Origin of the sequence: Idiomarina sp. A28L (assembly GCF_000218785.1) — a bacterium.
GTDB lineage: Bacteria > Pseudomonadota > Gammaproteobacteria > Enterobacterales > Alteromonadaceae > Aliidiomarina.
Genome location: NZ_AFPO01000020.1, coordinates 214,038 through 230,133, shown reverse-complemented (window position 1 = coordinate 230,133; position 16,096 = coordinate 214,038). Strand labels below are relative to the sequence as shown.

Sequence of the window (16,096 nt, the reverse complement as noted above, 5' to 3'; positions counted from 1 at the left end):
CACAAAAACCCCAAGGTTCGCAAGTGCCTAGTAAACAAGATCAGCAACAGAAAGATCATCAAAAGCAGGGACAGCAAAAGCAAGGTCAACAAGGCCAGCAGCAAAAGCAAGAACAGCAAGGACAGCAAAAGCAAGGACAGCAACAAGATCAGCAAAAACATGCTAATCCAGGTCAACAAGACCACAAGAAATCTCAGCAAGCACCAAGCAAAAAAGGCTAGTAAATTGCGTAGTTAAGAGCCCAGCATGGATTGCTGGGCTCTTTGTTTTAAGCTAACTGTAGTAACCTTCGGCACAATAAATAAGTTACATTACTTCTATTTTCTCAGCCTCAATAATGCTCGGTTTACCTCTAATTAAATGAATAGCTTCTGTGCCTGTTGTGCTGCCGATGGTAGTATTCACATTAAAGATGTAATAGTGAAACCAATGTGCAAGAAAATGAAACCACTCAATTGATAATCTAGAAGCTAATTGAGTGCGTAAATGCCAATAGGGTATCAAAAAACCGAGTGTATCGGTGGCGGGTGCTCAATAGTGGGAGTTAAGATGAGCGAAGAATATGAAGCACGGCCTAAACACCACAAGCCACAAGGTATTTCTGATCGTATCGCCTATGGAACAGTGAGGTTTTTACGTTTTTTTGCTGATTTATTTTTCTCTGGGCGTTATGGCAATCGCGCGGTAGTTTTGGAAACCGTGGCTGCTGTGCCAGGCATGGTGGGTGGCGCTATTCAACATTTACATTCACTGCGCCGCATGAAGAATGACGATGGTTGGATTCACACGTTGCTCGAAGAAGCAGAAAACGAACGCATGCACTTGCTAACCTTCATTGAAGTGGCAAAACCGAATTGGTTAGAACGTACGTTGGTGATTATTGCTCAAGGTATTTTTTACAACGCCTTTTTTGTGCTTTACCTTTTCTCAAGCAAAACGGCTCATCGCGTTGTTGGCTATTTGGAAGAAGAAGCGGTTTACAGTTATACCGAATATCTCGCAGGCGTAGATAGCGGCAAATACGAAAATGTTCCTGCACCGCAGATTGCTATTGATTATTGGCAGCTGCCTGAAGATGCCCGATTACGCGAAGTGATTATTGCGGTAAGAGCTGATGAAGCAAAGCATCGTGATGTAAACCACGGTTTCGCCGATGAGTTGAAATCAGGGGCGCGAAAGTGAGGTATTTACAATGAATGTAGATAAAGCAAAAAAGCGCATCGCAAAAAGAGTTCAGCGCGGTTTCAAAGGTTTTCCACAAATTTCGTTAGAGTACTTCGGAACCACCCCCGATCTTGCGAATAAAGTGGTGGTAACGTTTTTATCTGAAGAGAATGCAGAGCCTCAAAAACAACAATTTGTGAGTAAACATGATGTGCGAGAAGATGAAGCCATTCAATCGGTGATTTGGAAAATAATTGAACGTGCCGACGCCAATACGGTACTAGAAAACCAAGAAGTATCAACTGATAATTCATGATACAAAAGCGTCGATCCATCGATTATCTGTGTTTTAACTGACAATCTAATTTGAGAATTAATATGGCTGAGTGTGACAAAACTCCAAGCAATACCTTATATATTGAAGTAACTGGTTCCGGTTTACCTGAGGTTGATGGCCTGTATGTACCTTCAACGGCACCACCCACTAAATCTGATGCAAATGTGATGTCGAGTATCGGCTATTGGAATGGCAAAATGGCTTGGGATCGTGCTGACGGTAAAGCAGAACGAAGCCCAGCGATTTCCTATTCTATTGGTTTTACCGCGTGGCGAATTTGCCGGTTAGATGGTCATCTTGCATACACCATTGTATGTGACGATGAGTTGCCACCTTCCGATCGTGAGTGGGATGTTTATAAAATGGGAGTAGCCCCAGCGCCTAAAATTACTATACATAAGCGTGATCCTAGGTAGAAGAAATGTGATTAGCAACAACTGAAAACCTAATGCAGAAACCTGAAGGCTGTATCAATAATCTACATTCGAATCAGCAGCAGGTGTGCTTTGCCATCAAGCGGCACTTCTACACTATCATCGTTGTGTTGCAACGGCTCGCCATCGAGTTCTGCATGAGTAATGCCTTGGCTCCGTTTCTGTGGGTTTTCAACAGTAATCTGGTATTGGCCGCTATCAAGGTTTAGGGCAATTTCATATTTTGGCCAGCACCGAGCAATGCAGGGTTTGATTACAAGCTTATCGCCGCGCTTTTTCAGGCCAAGTATGCCTTCTAATCCAGCTCTATACATGCAGCCGGCAGCACCGGTGTACCATGTCCAGCCACCACGGCCGATGTGAGGTGCTACCGAATAGATATCTGCGGCAACTACGTAAGGCTCAACTTTGTATTTGGTAGCCTCTTCAGCGGTTAATGCGTGGTTAATAGGGTTCAATATATTAAATACCTTCACTGCCTGATTGCCATCGCCCAGCTCAGCGTAGGCTTCAGCTACCCACATGGCAGCGTGGCTATAATTGCCACCATTTTCGCGTAAGCCCGGCGGATAGCCTTGTATATAACCGGGGTGCTGGCCGCCATAATTGAAAGGTGGTGTAAATAGAATTACCAATTGGTTCTTCTCGGAAATGAGTTGCTTGTTGAGCGACGACATAGCGTGTGCCGCCCGCGCATTATCGGCACCGCCCGATAATACAGCCCACGATTGAGCAATAGAATCAATGCGGCATTCCTGATTCCCCCACGAGCCTAACCAACTGCCATCATCATAGGTTGCTCGGCGATACCACTCTCCATCCCAACTCACTTGTTCGATAACTTTTTGTAAGGTTTTAGCGTAATTCGCCCATACTTGTGCGCGTTCGCGGTTATGCAATTTTGCCAGCGGCGCGAACATTTTCAGTGCTTTTAAAAGTAACCAACCCAACCAAACACTTTCGCCTTTACCTCCGGGTCCTACTCGATTCATGCCATCGTTCCAATCGCCAGTGCCAATTAATGGCAACCCCAGTACGCCGCGAAGTTCAATGCTTTGCTCTAATGCACGAGCACAATGCTCAAATAGCGATTCGGTATACTTTGTGGTTTTAGCTGGAAATACACTATCGTGTTCATCATCGTTGAGCTGTGGCCCTTCGATATATGGCACTTGCTCATTAAGAATGGCTATATCACCCGAATTTTCGATGTATCGAGCGGTGGCGTAAACTAACCAAACCCTATCATCGGAAATGCGTGTTCGAACGCCATTGTTGGTAGAGGGCATCCACCAATGCTGTACATCGCCTTCAACAAACTGGTGTGCAGCAGCACGTAAAATATGTTCTCGAGTTTCATCGGGTTTGGCGAAAGTGAGGGCCATGCCATCTTGTAATTGATCGCGAAAACCGTAAGCACCGCTGGCTTGATAGAACCCTGAGCGCGCCCAAATTCGGCAAGCTAGAGTTTGGTAGGTAAGCCAACCATTGAGCATTATATCCATGGCTCTATCGGGTGTTTTTACCTGAACCACACCAAGAATGCTTTGCCAATGCTGTTTTACTTCCGCGAGCAACTCATCAATTTCACATTGCCGATAGGCTGCAAGTAACTCTTTTGCTTCGCTTGCAGATTCACCTTGGCCAAGAAGAAATACCACATCAGTTGATTCGCCCGGCTCTAACCATATGAGCTGCTGCATTGCTGCACATGGGTCAAGCGCCACACCGGTAGTTCCCGATAGTGGCCTTTTGCTAGCGAGAGCTAAAGGAGGCAGGCTACTAATGCCATTTGTACGTGCATGCGCACGGCCCAAAAATTCAGAGCGATCGGCGGTAAAGCTACTTTGTTTGCCGGCCATATCGGCAAATGCAACTCGGCTTGAGAAGTTCAGGCTCCAAGGATTGCGGGCTAAAATGGCGCCCTTGCTATCATGCTCGGTGTAAATAAAAGGCGCGCTGCCGCTGCGAGAGGCCCCGAGCACCCAGCTCACAAAAGCAGTTACGGATAATCGCCGGGTTGTTTTTGAATGATTATGCAGCCGTAAACGAGAAATTTTAATCGCGTGCTGAAGTGGCACAAATTGCAACAGATCGAGTTCGATACCGTGTGCTTGGTGCTGGAACCGGCTGTAACCAAAGCCGTGCGTGGCAATGTATGGCGCATCGGAATGACCATACTCGCTATTAGCAGGAAAGTTTTTAATATTTATGGTGGCACCGAAAACGGCCATGTTATCTTCGTCACGAACATACAGAGCTTCGCCACTAGGATCACTAACCGGATCGTTAGACCAAGGGGTTAATTGGTTATCCCGGCTATTCTTTGCCCAAGTGTAACTGCTGCCTTCGGCCGAAACCTGAAAACCAAAGTGGTGATTAGCAATAACGTTAATCCAAGGTGCAGGGGTGGCTTCACCTTCAGATAAGCTAATCACATATTCGCGGCCATTCTCGGCAAAACCACCAATGCCATTAAAAAACTCTAGCTCTGGTATTTTCAGGAGGCTAGTTGCGCTATCTATAATCTCAGCATTAGTTTCATTTTGTTTACGCTGGCGCGGTGTTATCGGTTCTTGTAGGAAAATAGCTGGAGTTTCCATAGGTGGTATGCGGTTGAGTTGATTTCTCAAACTACCCGCTGCGGCATAGAGTTTCACCCAGCAGGCAGAGGCAAGTAGGGCGCGGGCAGTGAGGCTTATTTGATCAGACCGCAAGGCATATATAGTTCCGCGGGTAGGCGCACTAATATTTGCACGTAGATAATTGGTGCGTATTGCTGCTTCAATAGCATCTTGTAATTCCTGAATATACGAAGATGGTTGTTCGTTAAAAATCACTAAATCGACACAGAGTTGTTTTAGTTGCCAGTATTCATGGGCTCTTATAAGTTGCAAAACCTGATTAATGTGTTTGATGTTATCGATGTGGATAAGAATTATCGGCAAATCGCCAGAGATTCCAGTTTCCCAAAGCGCTGATTGTGGGGCTGCGCCTTGCCGAATAAGCCTTGCTGATGAGCGAAAACGCGCATCTTGATAAAGTAAAGGTGTAGCTAAACGCTGAAAATCAACGGCTTCATAATTGCCTATGTTTAAATGGCGTAATTGTAATTGGGCTTGGGTCCAGGCTAACGTTTTTGCGCGCGCGAATGCATTTCGATCGTGATGCTTATCAAGTAACGCAATGAGCGCTTCTTTAGATTCTGCCACTAATGTCCAAAACGTTATGCGTGCTTCACTTCTAGCTTCGATTATAATGCGCCGGCGCAGCGAGAAAATTGGGTCTAGAACGGTACCAGCTGTATTTGATAGTGATGCTTCTGGCTGCATTGCTACGGCGTTTGCCAAGGTTCTACCTCTGCCCAAAAATCGAGCGCGATCTGATTCAAACTCAGGCGTAGCAGTTAGCTCAGCTTCAACCACTACTAAGTGTGCAGCCCATATGTGTTTATCTTCAGAAGATTGGGTGCGGCGAGTAGCGATTAGAGCATCGAATTTATCCAGGTATTCGGTTTCCACGAACATCTTACTGAAAGCGGGGTGTGCTTGGTCTGCCGCTAAGGTGTTCAAAACTACTTCAGCATATGAGGTGATTTCGATTTCTTTAGCTCTATTATCGAAGTTACTTAACGAAAGGCGCCGCACTTCGCCATCATCTTCCATTGAAACAACTACCTCCATGCTGCTTTTTAGTTCAGCATCGTGATGCACGAATTCGGCATGTTCTTCGTTGAATTCAACTGTGCTATCACCATTTACATCACTATCGGCGTAGTGTGGGTCACCTATCGACCAGCATTGGTTTGTTTTAATATCGCGCAGGAATATAAAGGTGCCATAACTTTCCAAGCAACCATCTGGTTGCCAGCGGGTAATAGCGATATCACGCCAACGGCTGTAACCACTTCCGGTAGCAGTGAGCATTACTGAATATTGCCCATTCCCGAGCATGTGGGTAATAAGTGGTGTTGTTCTGCTAACTTTAATTTGGCGCCGAGTTGATGAACCTGCAATGTTGTAATTAATCGGTAATTCAACGGCTGCCGCAAGTTGATGGGGTGTTGCAATGTCGCGAGGCATGCGTTCTTGGAGCAGTAGCTCACAGGCCTGAATGATCGGCTCGCGATGAAAGCGTTTGCACATAATGTTGTTCTTCAGCGCATTGCTGATGGCAGCAATAGTCATGCCTTGATGATGCGCCATGAAACTTCTGATAATGACATACTCTTTATTTTCAGGAAGCCGGCTAGGCGTAAAATCGAGTGCTTCGTAAAAGCCGAAACGGCCCAAGGCACCGAGCTTCGTAAGTGTATTGTAGTTTGCAAGGGCTCTCGTAGGTTCAATCATGGTGGCCAGCCCGGTGGCATAAGGCGCAATAACTCTATCGGAACGCAAGCCGCGCTTGAAGCCAAGTTCGGGAACACCGAAATTTGAGTATTGATAAGTAAATTCATGATCGCGCGCATTGAATGCCGATTCAGACATTCCCCAGGGAATGTTCAATGAACTTGCGTAGCTTTGTTGTAGTTTTACCGCAAACTCCATTGTGCCAGAGAGTATGCTTCCGGCTGGGGTTTGCATAACGAGTGAGGGCATTAGATATTCAAACATAGAGCCAGACCAAGAAATAAGCGCTGAACCATTCATTATTGGCGTTGCAGAGCGGCCAAGGCGGAACCAATGCTTGCTATTTACATCGCCTTTAGCGATGGCAAATAGGCTCGCTAATCGGGCTTCAGAAGCCAGTAAATCGTAGCAACTTTCATCTCGGCTATTGGTATCAAGAGAGTAGCCAATCGCCAGTAGCTGTCGTTGCGGGTCGATTAAAAAGCCGAAATCCATGTTTAAGGCAAATTCACGCGCAGTAGATGCTAGCGTTTCAAGGCGCTGGCATAAGGGTTCGCTATATTTTCTTTGCAGAGTATCTCGTTCGTATTCGTGTATATTTTTTTCAATCGCTTGCACCCAGTATCGAAGCTCAAAAACTCTAGAGTGCTCATCGCTATCATCGGGCAAGTTACTAACTAAAGATATCAACTCGTTGATCAGGGCGGTGCTTGGGATAGCTGCTGGCGGTTCGGAGGCTACTTGTTCTATTTCTTCGAGTAAAAATCTGATTTCAACGGGTGCATTCCACACGTTTTTAAAGGCTTGTTGAGCTAACTGGCAATTATCTATATGGCCGCCGAGCATGTGTGTGGGTGATGCATCAAGCGGGCAAGTTAGTTCGTTGTTGCTTATCCACTCTTCACAGGCGTTAGCTACTACCAGTAAATGGCCAGCAAGGTTGCCGCTATCTACCGAGGAAATATAATTTGGGGTAAGTGGTTTTAGCGTGTTGGTGGAATACCAATTAAAGAAATGACCACGAAAAAGCTTTAAATTCTGCATTGTTGCAAAGGTGGCTTCGAGCCGTTCAATCGTTTGCACCATTCCCGCCCAACCAAAATCACGGGCTGCAATAGCAGATAACAAATACACCCCAATATTCGTTGGCGATGTGCGATGAGCAACAACTTCGTTGGGGGTTTCTTGGAAGTTATCTGGGGGTAACATGTTATCTTCTTTACCAACGAACACTTCAAAATAGCGCCAGGTGCGCCGGGCAATAAGCCGCAGTTCAGTAGCCTGTTGTGGCGAAGCAAGTTTGTGTTCAATAGGGGCGGTACGGCTGGTTGCAAAGGCTAACCATGGTGCACTAAACCAAAGAACAGCAAAGCACAAAATTAGCGGCCAAGAATATGGGGTAATCATTATGGCAGCGGCGATAACTACCACAGAAAAGAACGTGCTAGCGGCCATTTCTCGGTAAAACTCAAAAACGGTTTGGCAGGGTTTAGCGGCTATTTGTGCTGATGTTGTCCATTCTAGTAGGTGATGGTGAGTAATAAAAATTCTAACTAGAGTTCTGCCAATGGCATCGGCCATACGCCAAGCTTGATCTGGCAAAAAGGCGATTGTTAATATAGTTTGCCCAATTGCTAATTTGGTATCTGCAAGCATTGCATTTAGGTAACTTCGTGAGCTAGTGTGCCGCCGCGGCCAAAGATTGTAAAGAATAGGCATGAATGCCGGCAATACTATGCTGATTAACACAAACCCGATGGCAATGGCATTCAACGGCCACGGAAATAGAAAACAGCAAAGAATAGCGGTGAAGGTAAAGGGTGGAATCAATGAGCGCCGCAGGTTATCAATCATTTTAAAGCGGCCGAGCAAGGGCACTGCTTGCGAGCCGGTTCGTGGGCTCGAGGAGCCTAAATTAAGAATCCAGGTAATGAGCTGCCAATCGCCGCGGGTCCACCGATGCTGGCGTTTAACGGCCACATCATAACTCTCTGGGAAATCTTCAATTACTTCAACATCTGAGGCCAGCCCGGCTCGCGCATAAATACCTTCAAACAAATCATGGCTGAGAAGCGTGTTTTCAGGAATACGGTTTTCTAGTGCAGCTTCAAAAGCATCAATATCGTAAATACCTTTGCCAGTGTAGGAACCCTCTTGAAATAAATCTTGATAGAGATCAGAGGTAGCTGCGGCATAGGGGTCGATACCACCGGGGCCGGAATAGATCATTTGAAAAATAGAACCGCGATGCTCATTTGGGAACGAGGGGGTAACTCGAGGCTGCAAAATTCCATAACCCAATGTGATGCGGCCCTTAGATTTATCTAAATAGGGCTGGTTTAGTGGGTGTGCCATTTTGCCAATTAAACTTGTTACGGTATCGCTGATAATGCGAGTATCTGAATCAAGGGTGATTACGTAGCGGAAATTATCTGGGAGTTGCGCAATGCTTGCTTGGTTTTCGATAAAGGTAGTATCGGTTGCGCCGCGCAGTAGGCGATTGAGTTCGTGCAGCTTGCCGCGCTTTCGTTCCCACCCCATCCAAACATTTTCAGATTCATTGAAAACTCTGCGGCGATGAAGAAGAAGAAATTTGTTATTGGCGTAGCGCTTATTGAGGTTTTCGATAGCGTGGGTTGCTAAATCAAGCAACTCAGTATCCCTCTCGTTCAGTTCATTATCAGAATCCACCCAATCGGTGATAAGGGCAAAATATAAATTATTTGAATTATTGCTTGCACAGGTTAGGTAATGAACCTCCAAGCGTTCGGCAAGTTTAATGATATCGTTGGAACAGCTGAGCAAGGTAGGTACGGCTATAAGCGTGCGGTAGTTATCAGGAATACCGTTTTTAAATTCCATGCTGGGTAAAATAGTTGGGTTGAAGCCCCAGATGATTACCCGGCTAATAAGCACCATGGCAATATTCGTGGCCGGCAAAAAAGCAAACAATGAAAATAACACCAAGCCTATGAATGGCATGGAACCATATTGCTGCAATAAATATAGCGCAAATATCAGCAGTGCTATGCTGATGCCAATAATAGTGCCTACAAAACCACCAATCCCGAAATCACCAATTGCGCGGCCGAGTTTAATTCGAAAAGGTATTTTGAAACCAATGGCTTTCTCAAACTGAGGGCGATATTGGCCTATTAGATAAAATCCAGGATCGGTATTGGTGGGTATAATCTCGTTCAGTTTATCTACTACCGCTAATTCACTGTAACCAGAATGGTGAGCCAGTTCTTCAATTGCGTTGCGATAAAGGTTTCGGGTAGCAAAATTCATAGTAGCGAAATTGCTGCTGGCACGTAAGCGTGCATCCACTAAGCTCACACTTTCAAATAAATCAGCCCAATCGATATCAGAAATTAGGCGCATGCTAGAAATCACGTTCCGAATCGATACATTGGCACCACTTTGGCGGCGCTCAATGTGCTCTACTATTACATCTACCGAAAGGTTTAGTTGTTGCAGTTCTTTATCTAACCAGCGTAAGGCGGGTGTAGTTACCGGATCTTGAGCTCGTAATCGCGTTACTAGCTGCGCGGCAAAAGTTTCTGATAAACGTTGATGATCATGGCCACGTAAAAAAGCTTCTAAAGCGGCATCGGCCCCATCGCTGCGTAGCAGGCAATCGGCAAGATTGTTCGCTTTATCGCGCCGAGCTTGCTCGCGTGTAATTTGTTCGCCAAGCCGGCACAGATTTTCTACTAATACGATACGCAAAGTTATCGGTACTGCCCAAAGCTCACCAATACTAAGTGGCTGCACACGTTGATAAGCGGAGATAAATAAAGCTAGAACGTCGGGATCAAGGTGGCTATCGGTGTGGGCGATAAAGGCCCAAGCTAAGCCAAATACACGAGGGTATCCGGCAAACGGGCCACTGGCGAGCTTGGGTAGTTGCTTGTAGAAACCGGCGGGTAAATCTTGACGAATTTCGCGTACTTGCGCTTCTACAAGGTGGTAATTATCCAAGAGCCATTCTGCAGCGGGCACCATTTCTTTGCCAGCTTCCATATCTTTAACGCAATCACCATAAATTGAAATCAGTGCAGAGGCATTTTGTTCTAATCGATCTCTAAGGGAGAGAACCGCTAGTGGGTTTTCGCTAACACCTTGAGCCTGAGCTAAACTTTCGGCATGGTGCTCAAGCCGTTCAATGCCAAACATTTCTTCGCGAATGGGCTCACGATTTTTCCATAACGCTTGGTTTCTATATTTAAAGGAAACGCAATATTGGCGTAAATTCATGGTAATAACCCACCTGATGGATGCTTTCGAAGCGAAGTGTGGGCTGCTAATAGCTTACTGCTAGTAAGAAGAAACCACGCCCTTAATTTTTAAGCTTAGTTGAAGATATTGAGGGTGGTTAAAAATTACACAGTTATTTTGATTGAGATCAAGATAGAAGAGAATTTACGGTTTTTAGATTTAGTAAGTGGAATTAATTTTGGAGAATAACCGGAGCTTAAACCAGTTTCATAACTTAATTAATTTTCACTTTAATAATGTGGGCAGAATAATCTGCACATAACTTAGTATTCTGTAAACCATGAGAGAGAACCCAAAATGATTCATGTTGAAAAACACAGAACACAGCGAATTGGTTGGCTTCGAGCGGCAGTTCTTGGCGCTAACGATGGCATTGTATCAACCGCTAGTTTAATACTGGGTGTGGCTGCGGCAGGGGCTGATGCCAGGGGGGTGCTAACCGCTGGAATTGCTGGGTTGGTGGCTGGCGCGATGTCGATGGCTGCAGGGGAATACGTATCGGTAAGTTCGCAGGCGGATACTGAAAACGCCGATTTGGCAAGAGAGCGTAAAGAGTTAGCTACTGCTCCTGAACATGAGCATGAAGAACTCCGTGATATTTATATTGAGCGCGGTTTAGATTCTAAACTGGCAGCTAGGGTGGCAACTCAATTGATGAACCACGATGCGCTTGGCGCCCATGCGCGTGATGAACTAGGTATTTCGGATACGCTCGCGCCGCGCCCGATTCAGGCTGCATTTGCTTCGGCAACTACCTTTTCGGTAGGCGCGCTGCTTCCGCTTCTTGTGGTTTTTCTTTCCCCTGCTTCTACTTTGCTGTGGGCTGTTTCAGGTAGTGCACTTTTATTTCTGGCCTTGCTAGGTTCATTATCGGCAATAGCAGGCGGTGCACCAGTACTTATTGCGGTTTCCCGCGTTACATTTTGGGGTGCTTTGGCAATGGCGCTAACCGCTGGCGTAGGAACACTGTTTGGTGTAGTGGCCTGAGGATTAAGGGTTTGCTGGCTTAGCGCCGAATGGAACGTCGCCAACCGTACCATCCTACAAAGGCGTTCACTTGATACACCATGGTTTGAATAGCGAATATGTAGTTGTTGTTGGCTAAATTCACGCTTAACCATACAAAGTTTACGATGATCCAAATACTCCAGCTGAATGAGTAGCGCAATATCATGGTGGTTTGCGCGGTTACACCAAGCACAAACGCCGTTACATTGATGGCATACCAGCTAATATTAACACCGAATGCGCTCATTGCTGTATCGCTACTCGATTCGATAAAGCTGTACTGTTGTAACTGTTCATTGAGCCATGGGAATACCGCAAGGCCAATGGCAATAAATACCGCCGTAATAACCCAAACACTAACAGTGGCTTGGCGCGGCAGCATATTGCCATCGCCATCTTGGTTTTTACGCCAATAAAAGAGCCCATAAACATGCGTAGCTAAATAGAAAATAGGCGCGAGCATAAGGCCGGTTGCACCGCTTCGCCCTTGCGCTAGCACTTCACCAATATTGGCGGTGATGCCTAAGCCATTGCCGGTTAAATTACGCCGAAAAGCGAGCGAAACTACACAAATAAGGCCGATCAGCGCTACAGCTAGCATGAATATCTCTAAGCCACCGCGCTCGGTTGTGAACCAAAAGCCGGCAAACAAAGCGAGCGCACCGCAAACAAACCAAACCACAGCCCATTGCCGTTGCCATTCGTTGGTGATTTTATCGAATATATTCATGAATTTCCCTAGTGTTCTTTGACATAGCTTGTAGCTGCATTTACTTTAACCACTGCATAAGTTTAGTTTTAAATAAAAATAATAATTAAACAAGGAAAGTAGAGCATGAAAAAATTAGGATTAGTTGCAATATTCGCACTCGCGTCATTTACGGCTAACGCCAATGCTTCTGGCTATGGACATGTGCATTTATCCCATTTAGATCCTGTTAAAGAAGATTCTGTATGGTTACGCGCTGTGCAAGCTGTGCCTAGGTACCCGCGGGAGTTAGCACAAGAAGGTATTGTTGGTTGTGGGGTGTTTAACGTAGTTGTGAATGAAAACGGCGAAACTGAAAGTGTTGATTTAGTGAGCTCTGTGCCGGAGCGGGGCATTGAAAGGCCAGTAGCTAATATCATTCGCAAATGGGAATGGCAGAATGTATCGGGCGAAGCCAACGTGGCGGAAGAGAAAATAATACGCCTCGATTTTTGTATGGGCGGAGGAACCCCGGAAGAAGCTGAGCAACGTTGTATCGCGCAATCGCAATATGCGTGCACCTCGTAACGTTTAACTAGCTTTGCGTAAAACCTTTAGCGGCTTCCTGTGCGAGTGAGAAAATTGATTCCACAGGAACCGCGAAATAGCCTGCTATTTTTAACGCAACCACTACCGAGGGCGTAAATCGCCTCGTTTCAATAGTGCTTATGGTTTTACGAGACACACCAATAGCATCCGCAAGCTGCTGTTGCGATAACCCTCGCAGCCTGCGTTCAATAGCAACACGGTTATAAACTTCTTCCATTATTCATCCTGCTCTTCGTCGCTTACCAAGCGCACAACGGTAATAGCCCAAATGAGCATGCCGGATAATGCAAATAACCCACTAATTTGGCTTACAGAAACACTTACCGTGCTTAAAGTACTTAGTAATAAATCGGCCAATAGAAACACAAATAACGAGAGTAATATTAAGCCCCAAGCAACTGCACGGTATGCTTGATAAATAACGTGCCGGCAAAATTCATCGGTGAACGTAGGTAAGCGATTTGGGTTTTCACTGGAAAGAATGCCGCTGCTAAAAAATATAATAGGCGCTACGGTTATTGAAACAAAAACCCCGATGAAGCTTACTAGAATGAAAACCGAGGGCAGTTCGAACCAGTTGGACACAAAGGTTATGAATACCCCAAAAGCAGCTACAAAAATACTCAAGCCTAGGCGTTTTAGGGCTTTTACTTGTAAATCGGGTGTCCATGCGTGGTAAGGGTTTTTAGCTAGTTCCTTCATAGCGGGCTCTCTTGTGCGTGGTTAAATGTGAGTAAGTTAGTTTGAACTAAGTTAATTTTAATCAAATGATGATACCTAAGGGTATCAATATATAACCCTTAGGTATCAATTTCAATAGGAAAGAAGAAGAATTTGCACGAAGATTAACCAGCAAAACAAGACAAAAGCCGGTAAAAAAGCGATAATGCACGCCTCATTTCTTGGTAGTAAGTTCCTGCTTGTGCTTTTGTTTCGGTTTAGCGTTTATAAATAGTGCTTGCGAAAAACATAGTGACAGCTCACTTCTATTATTCAACACTCGGTATCCCGCTCATGCAAATTAATGTTAACTTTCTGGATAATCTTCGATTAGAAGCGAAATTCGATGATTTTACAGTAATCGCCGATCAGCCTATTCGCTATAAAGGCGATGGTTCTGCACCCAGCCCATTCGATTACTTCTTGGCTTCCTCGGCACTGTGCGCAGCATATTTTGTGCGGGTATATTGTTTATCGCGGAATATTTCTACTGATAATATTCGCATTTCCCAGAACAATATTGTTGACCCAGAAAACCGTTATAACCAGATTTTTAAGATTCAGGTTGAGCTTCCGGAAGATATTTCAGAGAAAGATCGCGAAGGTATTTTGCGCTCTATCGATCGCTGCACAGTAAAAAAAGTAGTACAAACTGGCCCTGAGTTTCAAATTGAATCCGTTGAAAACCTTGATGAAGATGCACAAGCGCTGTTGATGGTTAAGCCTGAAGCAGAATCGGCTACCTTTATTGCCGGAAAAGATCTGCCATTAGAACAAACCATTGCCAATATGTCGGCGATTTTGGCTGATTTAGGCATGAAAATTGAAATTGCCTCGTGGCGAAACATTGTTCCCCATGTTTGGAGCCTACATGTTCGCGATGCAGCTTCACCTATGTGTTTCACCAACGGCAAAGGCGCTACCAAAGAAAGCGCGCTGTGTTCGGCGTTAGGTGAATTTATTGAGCGTTTAAGCTGTAATTTCTTTTACAACGATCAGTTTTTTGGTGAAGAAATTGCCAACAGCGAGTTTGTGCATTACCCGAACGAGAAATGGTTTCTGCCAGGCCCGAATAATGAGCTGCCAGCTGAAATTTTAGATGACCACTGTTTAGCTATTTATAATCCAGATGGTGAGCTGCAAGGGAATCACCTGATTGATACCAATTCTGGCCGCGTTGATCGCGGTGTGTGTTCATTGCCGTTTGTGCGCCAATCCGATGGTAAAGAGGTGTATTTCCCTTCTAACCTGATTGAGAACTTGTTCTTGAGCAATGGTATGAGTGCAGGTAACACACTGGTTGAAGCGCAAGTGCAGTGTTTATCCGAGATATTCGAGCGAGCGGTTAAAAAGCAGATTATTGAAGAAGAAATTACCTTACCTGATGTACCTGCTGAAGTATTAGCGAATTACCCGAATGTGCTGGAAGGTATAAAAGCTCTAGAAGAACAGGGCTTCCCGGTATTAGTAAAAGATGCTTCGTTAGGTGGCCAGTTCCCAGTGGCTTGCGTTACCTTAATGAACCCGCGCACCGGTGGTGTGTTTGCTTCTTTTGGCGCCCACCCAAGCTTTGAAATCGCGCTAGAGCGGAGCCTTACGGAATTATTGCAAGGCCGAAGCTTTGAAGGCTTGAATGATTTACCACTACCTACGTTCAACTCTATGGCGGTTTCAGAGCCGAACAACTTTGTTGAGCATTTTATTGATTCTAGCGGTGTGGTTTCTTGGCGCTTTTTTAGTGCCAGTGCAGATTACGAATTTGTGCCATGGGATTTCTCTGGAACAAATACCGAAGAAGCAAAAACCCTGTTTGCGATTTTGCATGAAATGGGGCTAGAGGCGTATATGGCGGTACATGAAGATTTAGGTGCGCCGGTATGCCGAATTTTGGTGCCGGGCTATTCAGAAGTGTATCCAGTAGAAGACCTCATTTGGGATAACACCAATGTGGCGCTGGAATACCGTGAGGATATTCTTAATCTTCATCGTTTAAGTGATGAGCAACTGGCTGATTTAGTTGCGCGATTAGAAGAAAGCCAACTCGATAACTACACTGATATCATCACCTTTATTGGTGTGGAGTTCGATGAGAATACGGTATGGGGCCAGCTTACTATTCTTGAACTTAAGTTATTGGTTTACTTAGCCTTGGGTGAGCACGAGGAAGCACTTGATTTGGTTGAGCAATTCTTGCAATACAACGATAACACGGTTGCTCGGGTGTTGTTTTATCGTGCCATGCAGGCGGTATTGGAAATAACCTTGGCGGATGATCTTGAACTTAATGACTATACACACAATCTGAGCCGTATGTATGGTGATGAAACCATGCAGGCGGTTGTAGGTTCGGTGCAGGGCAGTGTGCGTTTCCATGGCTTAACGCCAACGAATATGCAGCTTGAAGGCCTTGAGAAGCACCAACGTTTAATCGAAAGTTATAAGAAACTGCACGCAGCGCGCGCTTTGGCTTCCCAGAGCTAGTTTTAAACACGCAAACACAATCAAG

The 16,096-nt window shown here is 45.3% G+C and carries 11 protein-coding genes; 7 read left to right on the top strand and 4 right to left on the bottom strand.

The window, feature by feature from the left end:
- From A28LD_RS12285 to A28LD_RS07845, 4 genes are all read left to right on the top strand, one after another.
- The coding region (locus A28LD_RS12285; protein ID WP_007420548.1) for a hypothetical protein at positions 1-221 on the top strand (221 nt) is incomplete at its 5' end.
- 328 nt (positions 222-549) lie between these two features.
- Positions 550-1,182: an alternative oxidase gene (locus A28LD_RS07855; RefSeq protein ID WP_007420547.1), complete on the top strand. Its 633-nt coding sequence runs from the start codon at positions 550-552 to the stop codon at positions 1,180-1,182.
- Positions 1,183-1,192: 10 nt separating this feature from the next.
- Positions 1,193-1,480, top strand: coding sequence for a hypothetical protein (locus tag A28LD_RS07850; RefSeq protein ID WP_007420546.1), 288 nt, complete (start codon positions 1,193-1,195; stop codon positions 1,478-1,480).
- Between the two features lie 62 nt (positions 1,481-1,542).
- Positions 1,543-1,917, top strand: a complete 375-nt coding sequence (locus A28LD_RS07845) for a hypothetical protein (protein ID WP_007420545.1) — start codon at positions 1,543-1,545, stop codon at positions 1,915-1,917.
- Between the two features lie 62 nt (positions 1,918-1,979).
- Here A28LD_RS07845 and A28LD_RS07840 read toward each other — a convergent pair whose 3' ends face one another.
- The gene (locus A28LD_RS07840) at positions 1,980-10,544 is read right to left on the bottom strand and encodes a GH36-type glycosyl hydrolase domain-containing protein (protein WP_007420544.1); all 8,565 of its coding nucleotides are present in this window, start codon (positions 10,542-10,544) and stop codon (positions 1,980-1,982) included.
- Between the two features lie 318 nt (positions 10,545-10,862).
- Here A28LD_RS07840 and A28LD_RS07835 point away from each other — a divergent pair, with 318 nt between their 5' ends.
- Positions 10,863-11,552, top strand: coding sequence for a VIT1/CCC1 transporter family protein (locus tag A28LD_RS07835; protein ID WP_007420543.1), 690 nt, complete (start codon positions 10,863-10,865; stop codon positions 11,550-11,552).
- A 19-nt stretch (positions 11,553-11,571) separates the two neighbouring features.
- Here A28LD_RS07835 and pnuC read toward each other — a convergent pair whose 3' ends face one another.
- Positions 11,572-12,303, bottom strand: a complete 732-nt coding sequence (gene pnuC, locus A28LD_RS07830; protein WP_007420542.1) for a nicotinamide riboside transporter PnuC — start codon at positions 12,301-12,303, stop codon at positions 11,572-11,574.
- Between the two features lie 105 nt (positions 12,304-12,408).
- Between pnuC and A28LD_RS07825 the strand changes: the two genes are divergently transcribed.
- The gene (locus A28LD_RS07825) at positions 12,409-12,849 is read left to right on the top strand and encodes an energy transducer TonB (RefSeq protein ID WP_007420541.1); all 441 of its coding nucleotides are present in this window, start codon (positions 12,409-12,411) and stop codon (positions 12,847-12,849) included.
- Between the two features lie 7 nt (positions 12,850-12,856).
- Here the strand turns inward: A28LD_RS07825 and A28LD_RS07820 are convergent, their stop codons facing one another.
- Entirely contained in the window at positions 12,857-13,087 is a 231-nt protein-coding gene (locus A28LD_RS07820; protein WP_007420540.1) for a helix-turn-helix transcriptional regulator, read from the bottom strand.
- Positions 13,087-13,572, bottom strand: a complete 486-nt coding sequence (locus A28LD_RS07815; protein ID WP_007420539.1) for a hypothetical protein — start codon at positions 13,570-13,572, stop codon at positions 13,087-13,089. The genes A28LD_RS07820 and A28LD_RS07815 overlap by 1 nt, the downstream gene beginning before the upstream one ends.
- A 312-nt stretch (positions 13,573-13,884) precedes the next feature.
- Here A28LD_RS07815 and A28LD_RS07810 point away from each other — a divergent pair, with 312 nt between their 5' ends.
- Complete coding sequence (locus A28LD_RS07810; protein WP_007420538.1) at positions 13,885-16,071, top strand: OsmC domain/YcaO domain-containing protein; 2,187 nt, start codon at positions 13,885-13,887, stop codon at positions 16,069-16,071.
- The last annotated feature ends 25 nt before the right edge of the window (positions 16,072-16,096 follow it).

Bases quoted from the DNA above. Each gene is read 5' to 3' on its own strand.
- A28LD_RS07825 (WP_007420541.1), top strand. From the start codon at position 12,409: ATGAAAAAATTAGGATTAGTTGCAATATTCGCACTCGCGTCATTTACG.
- A28LD_RS07815 (WP_007420539.1), bottom strand. From the start codon at position 13,572: ATGAAGGAACTAGCTAAAAACCCTTACCACGCATGGACACCCGATTTA.
- A28LD_RS07820 (WP_007420540.1), bottom strand. From the start codon at position 13,087: ATGGAAGAAGTTTATAACCGTGTTGCTATTGAACGCAGGCTGCGAGGG.
- A28LD_RS07850 (WP_007420546.1), top strand. From the start codon at position 1,193: ATGAATGTAGATAAAGCAAAAAAGCGCATCGCAAAAAGAGTTCAGCGC.
- A28LD_RS07845 (WP_007420545.1), top strand. From the start codon at position 1,543: ATGGCTGAGTGTGACAAAACTCCAAGCAATACCTTATATATTGAAGTA.
- A28LD_RS07855 (WP_007420547.1), top strand. From the start codon at position 550: ATGAGCGAAGAATATGAAGCACGGCCTAAACACCACAAGCCACAAGGT.
- pnuC (WP_007420542.1), bottom strand. From the start codon at position 12,303: ATGAATATATTCGATAAAATCACCAACGAATGGCAACGGCAATGGGCT.
- A28LD_RS07810 (WP_007420538.1), top strand. From the start codon at position 13,885: ATGCAAATTAATGTTAACTTTCTGGATAATCTTCGATTAGAAGCGAAA.
- A28LD_RS07840 (WP_007420544.1), bottom strand. From the start codon at position 10,544: ATGAATTTACGCCAATATTGCGTTTCCTTTAAATATAGAAACCAAGCG.
- A28LD_RS07835 (WP_007420543.1), top strand. From the start codon at position 10,863: ATGATTCATGTTGAAAAACACAGAACACAGCGAATTGGTTGGCTTCGA.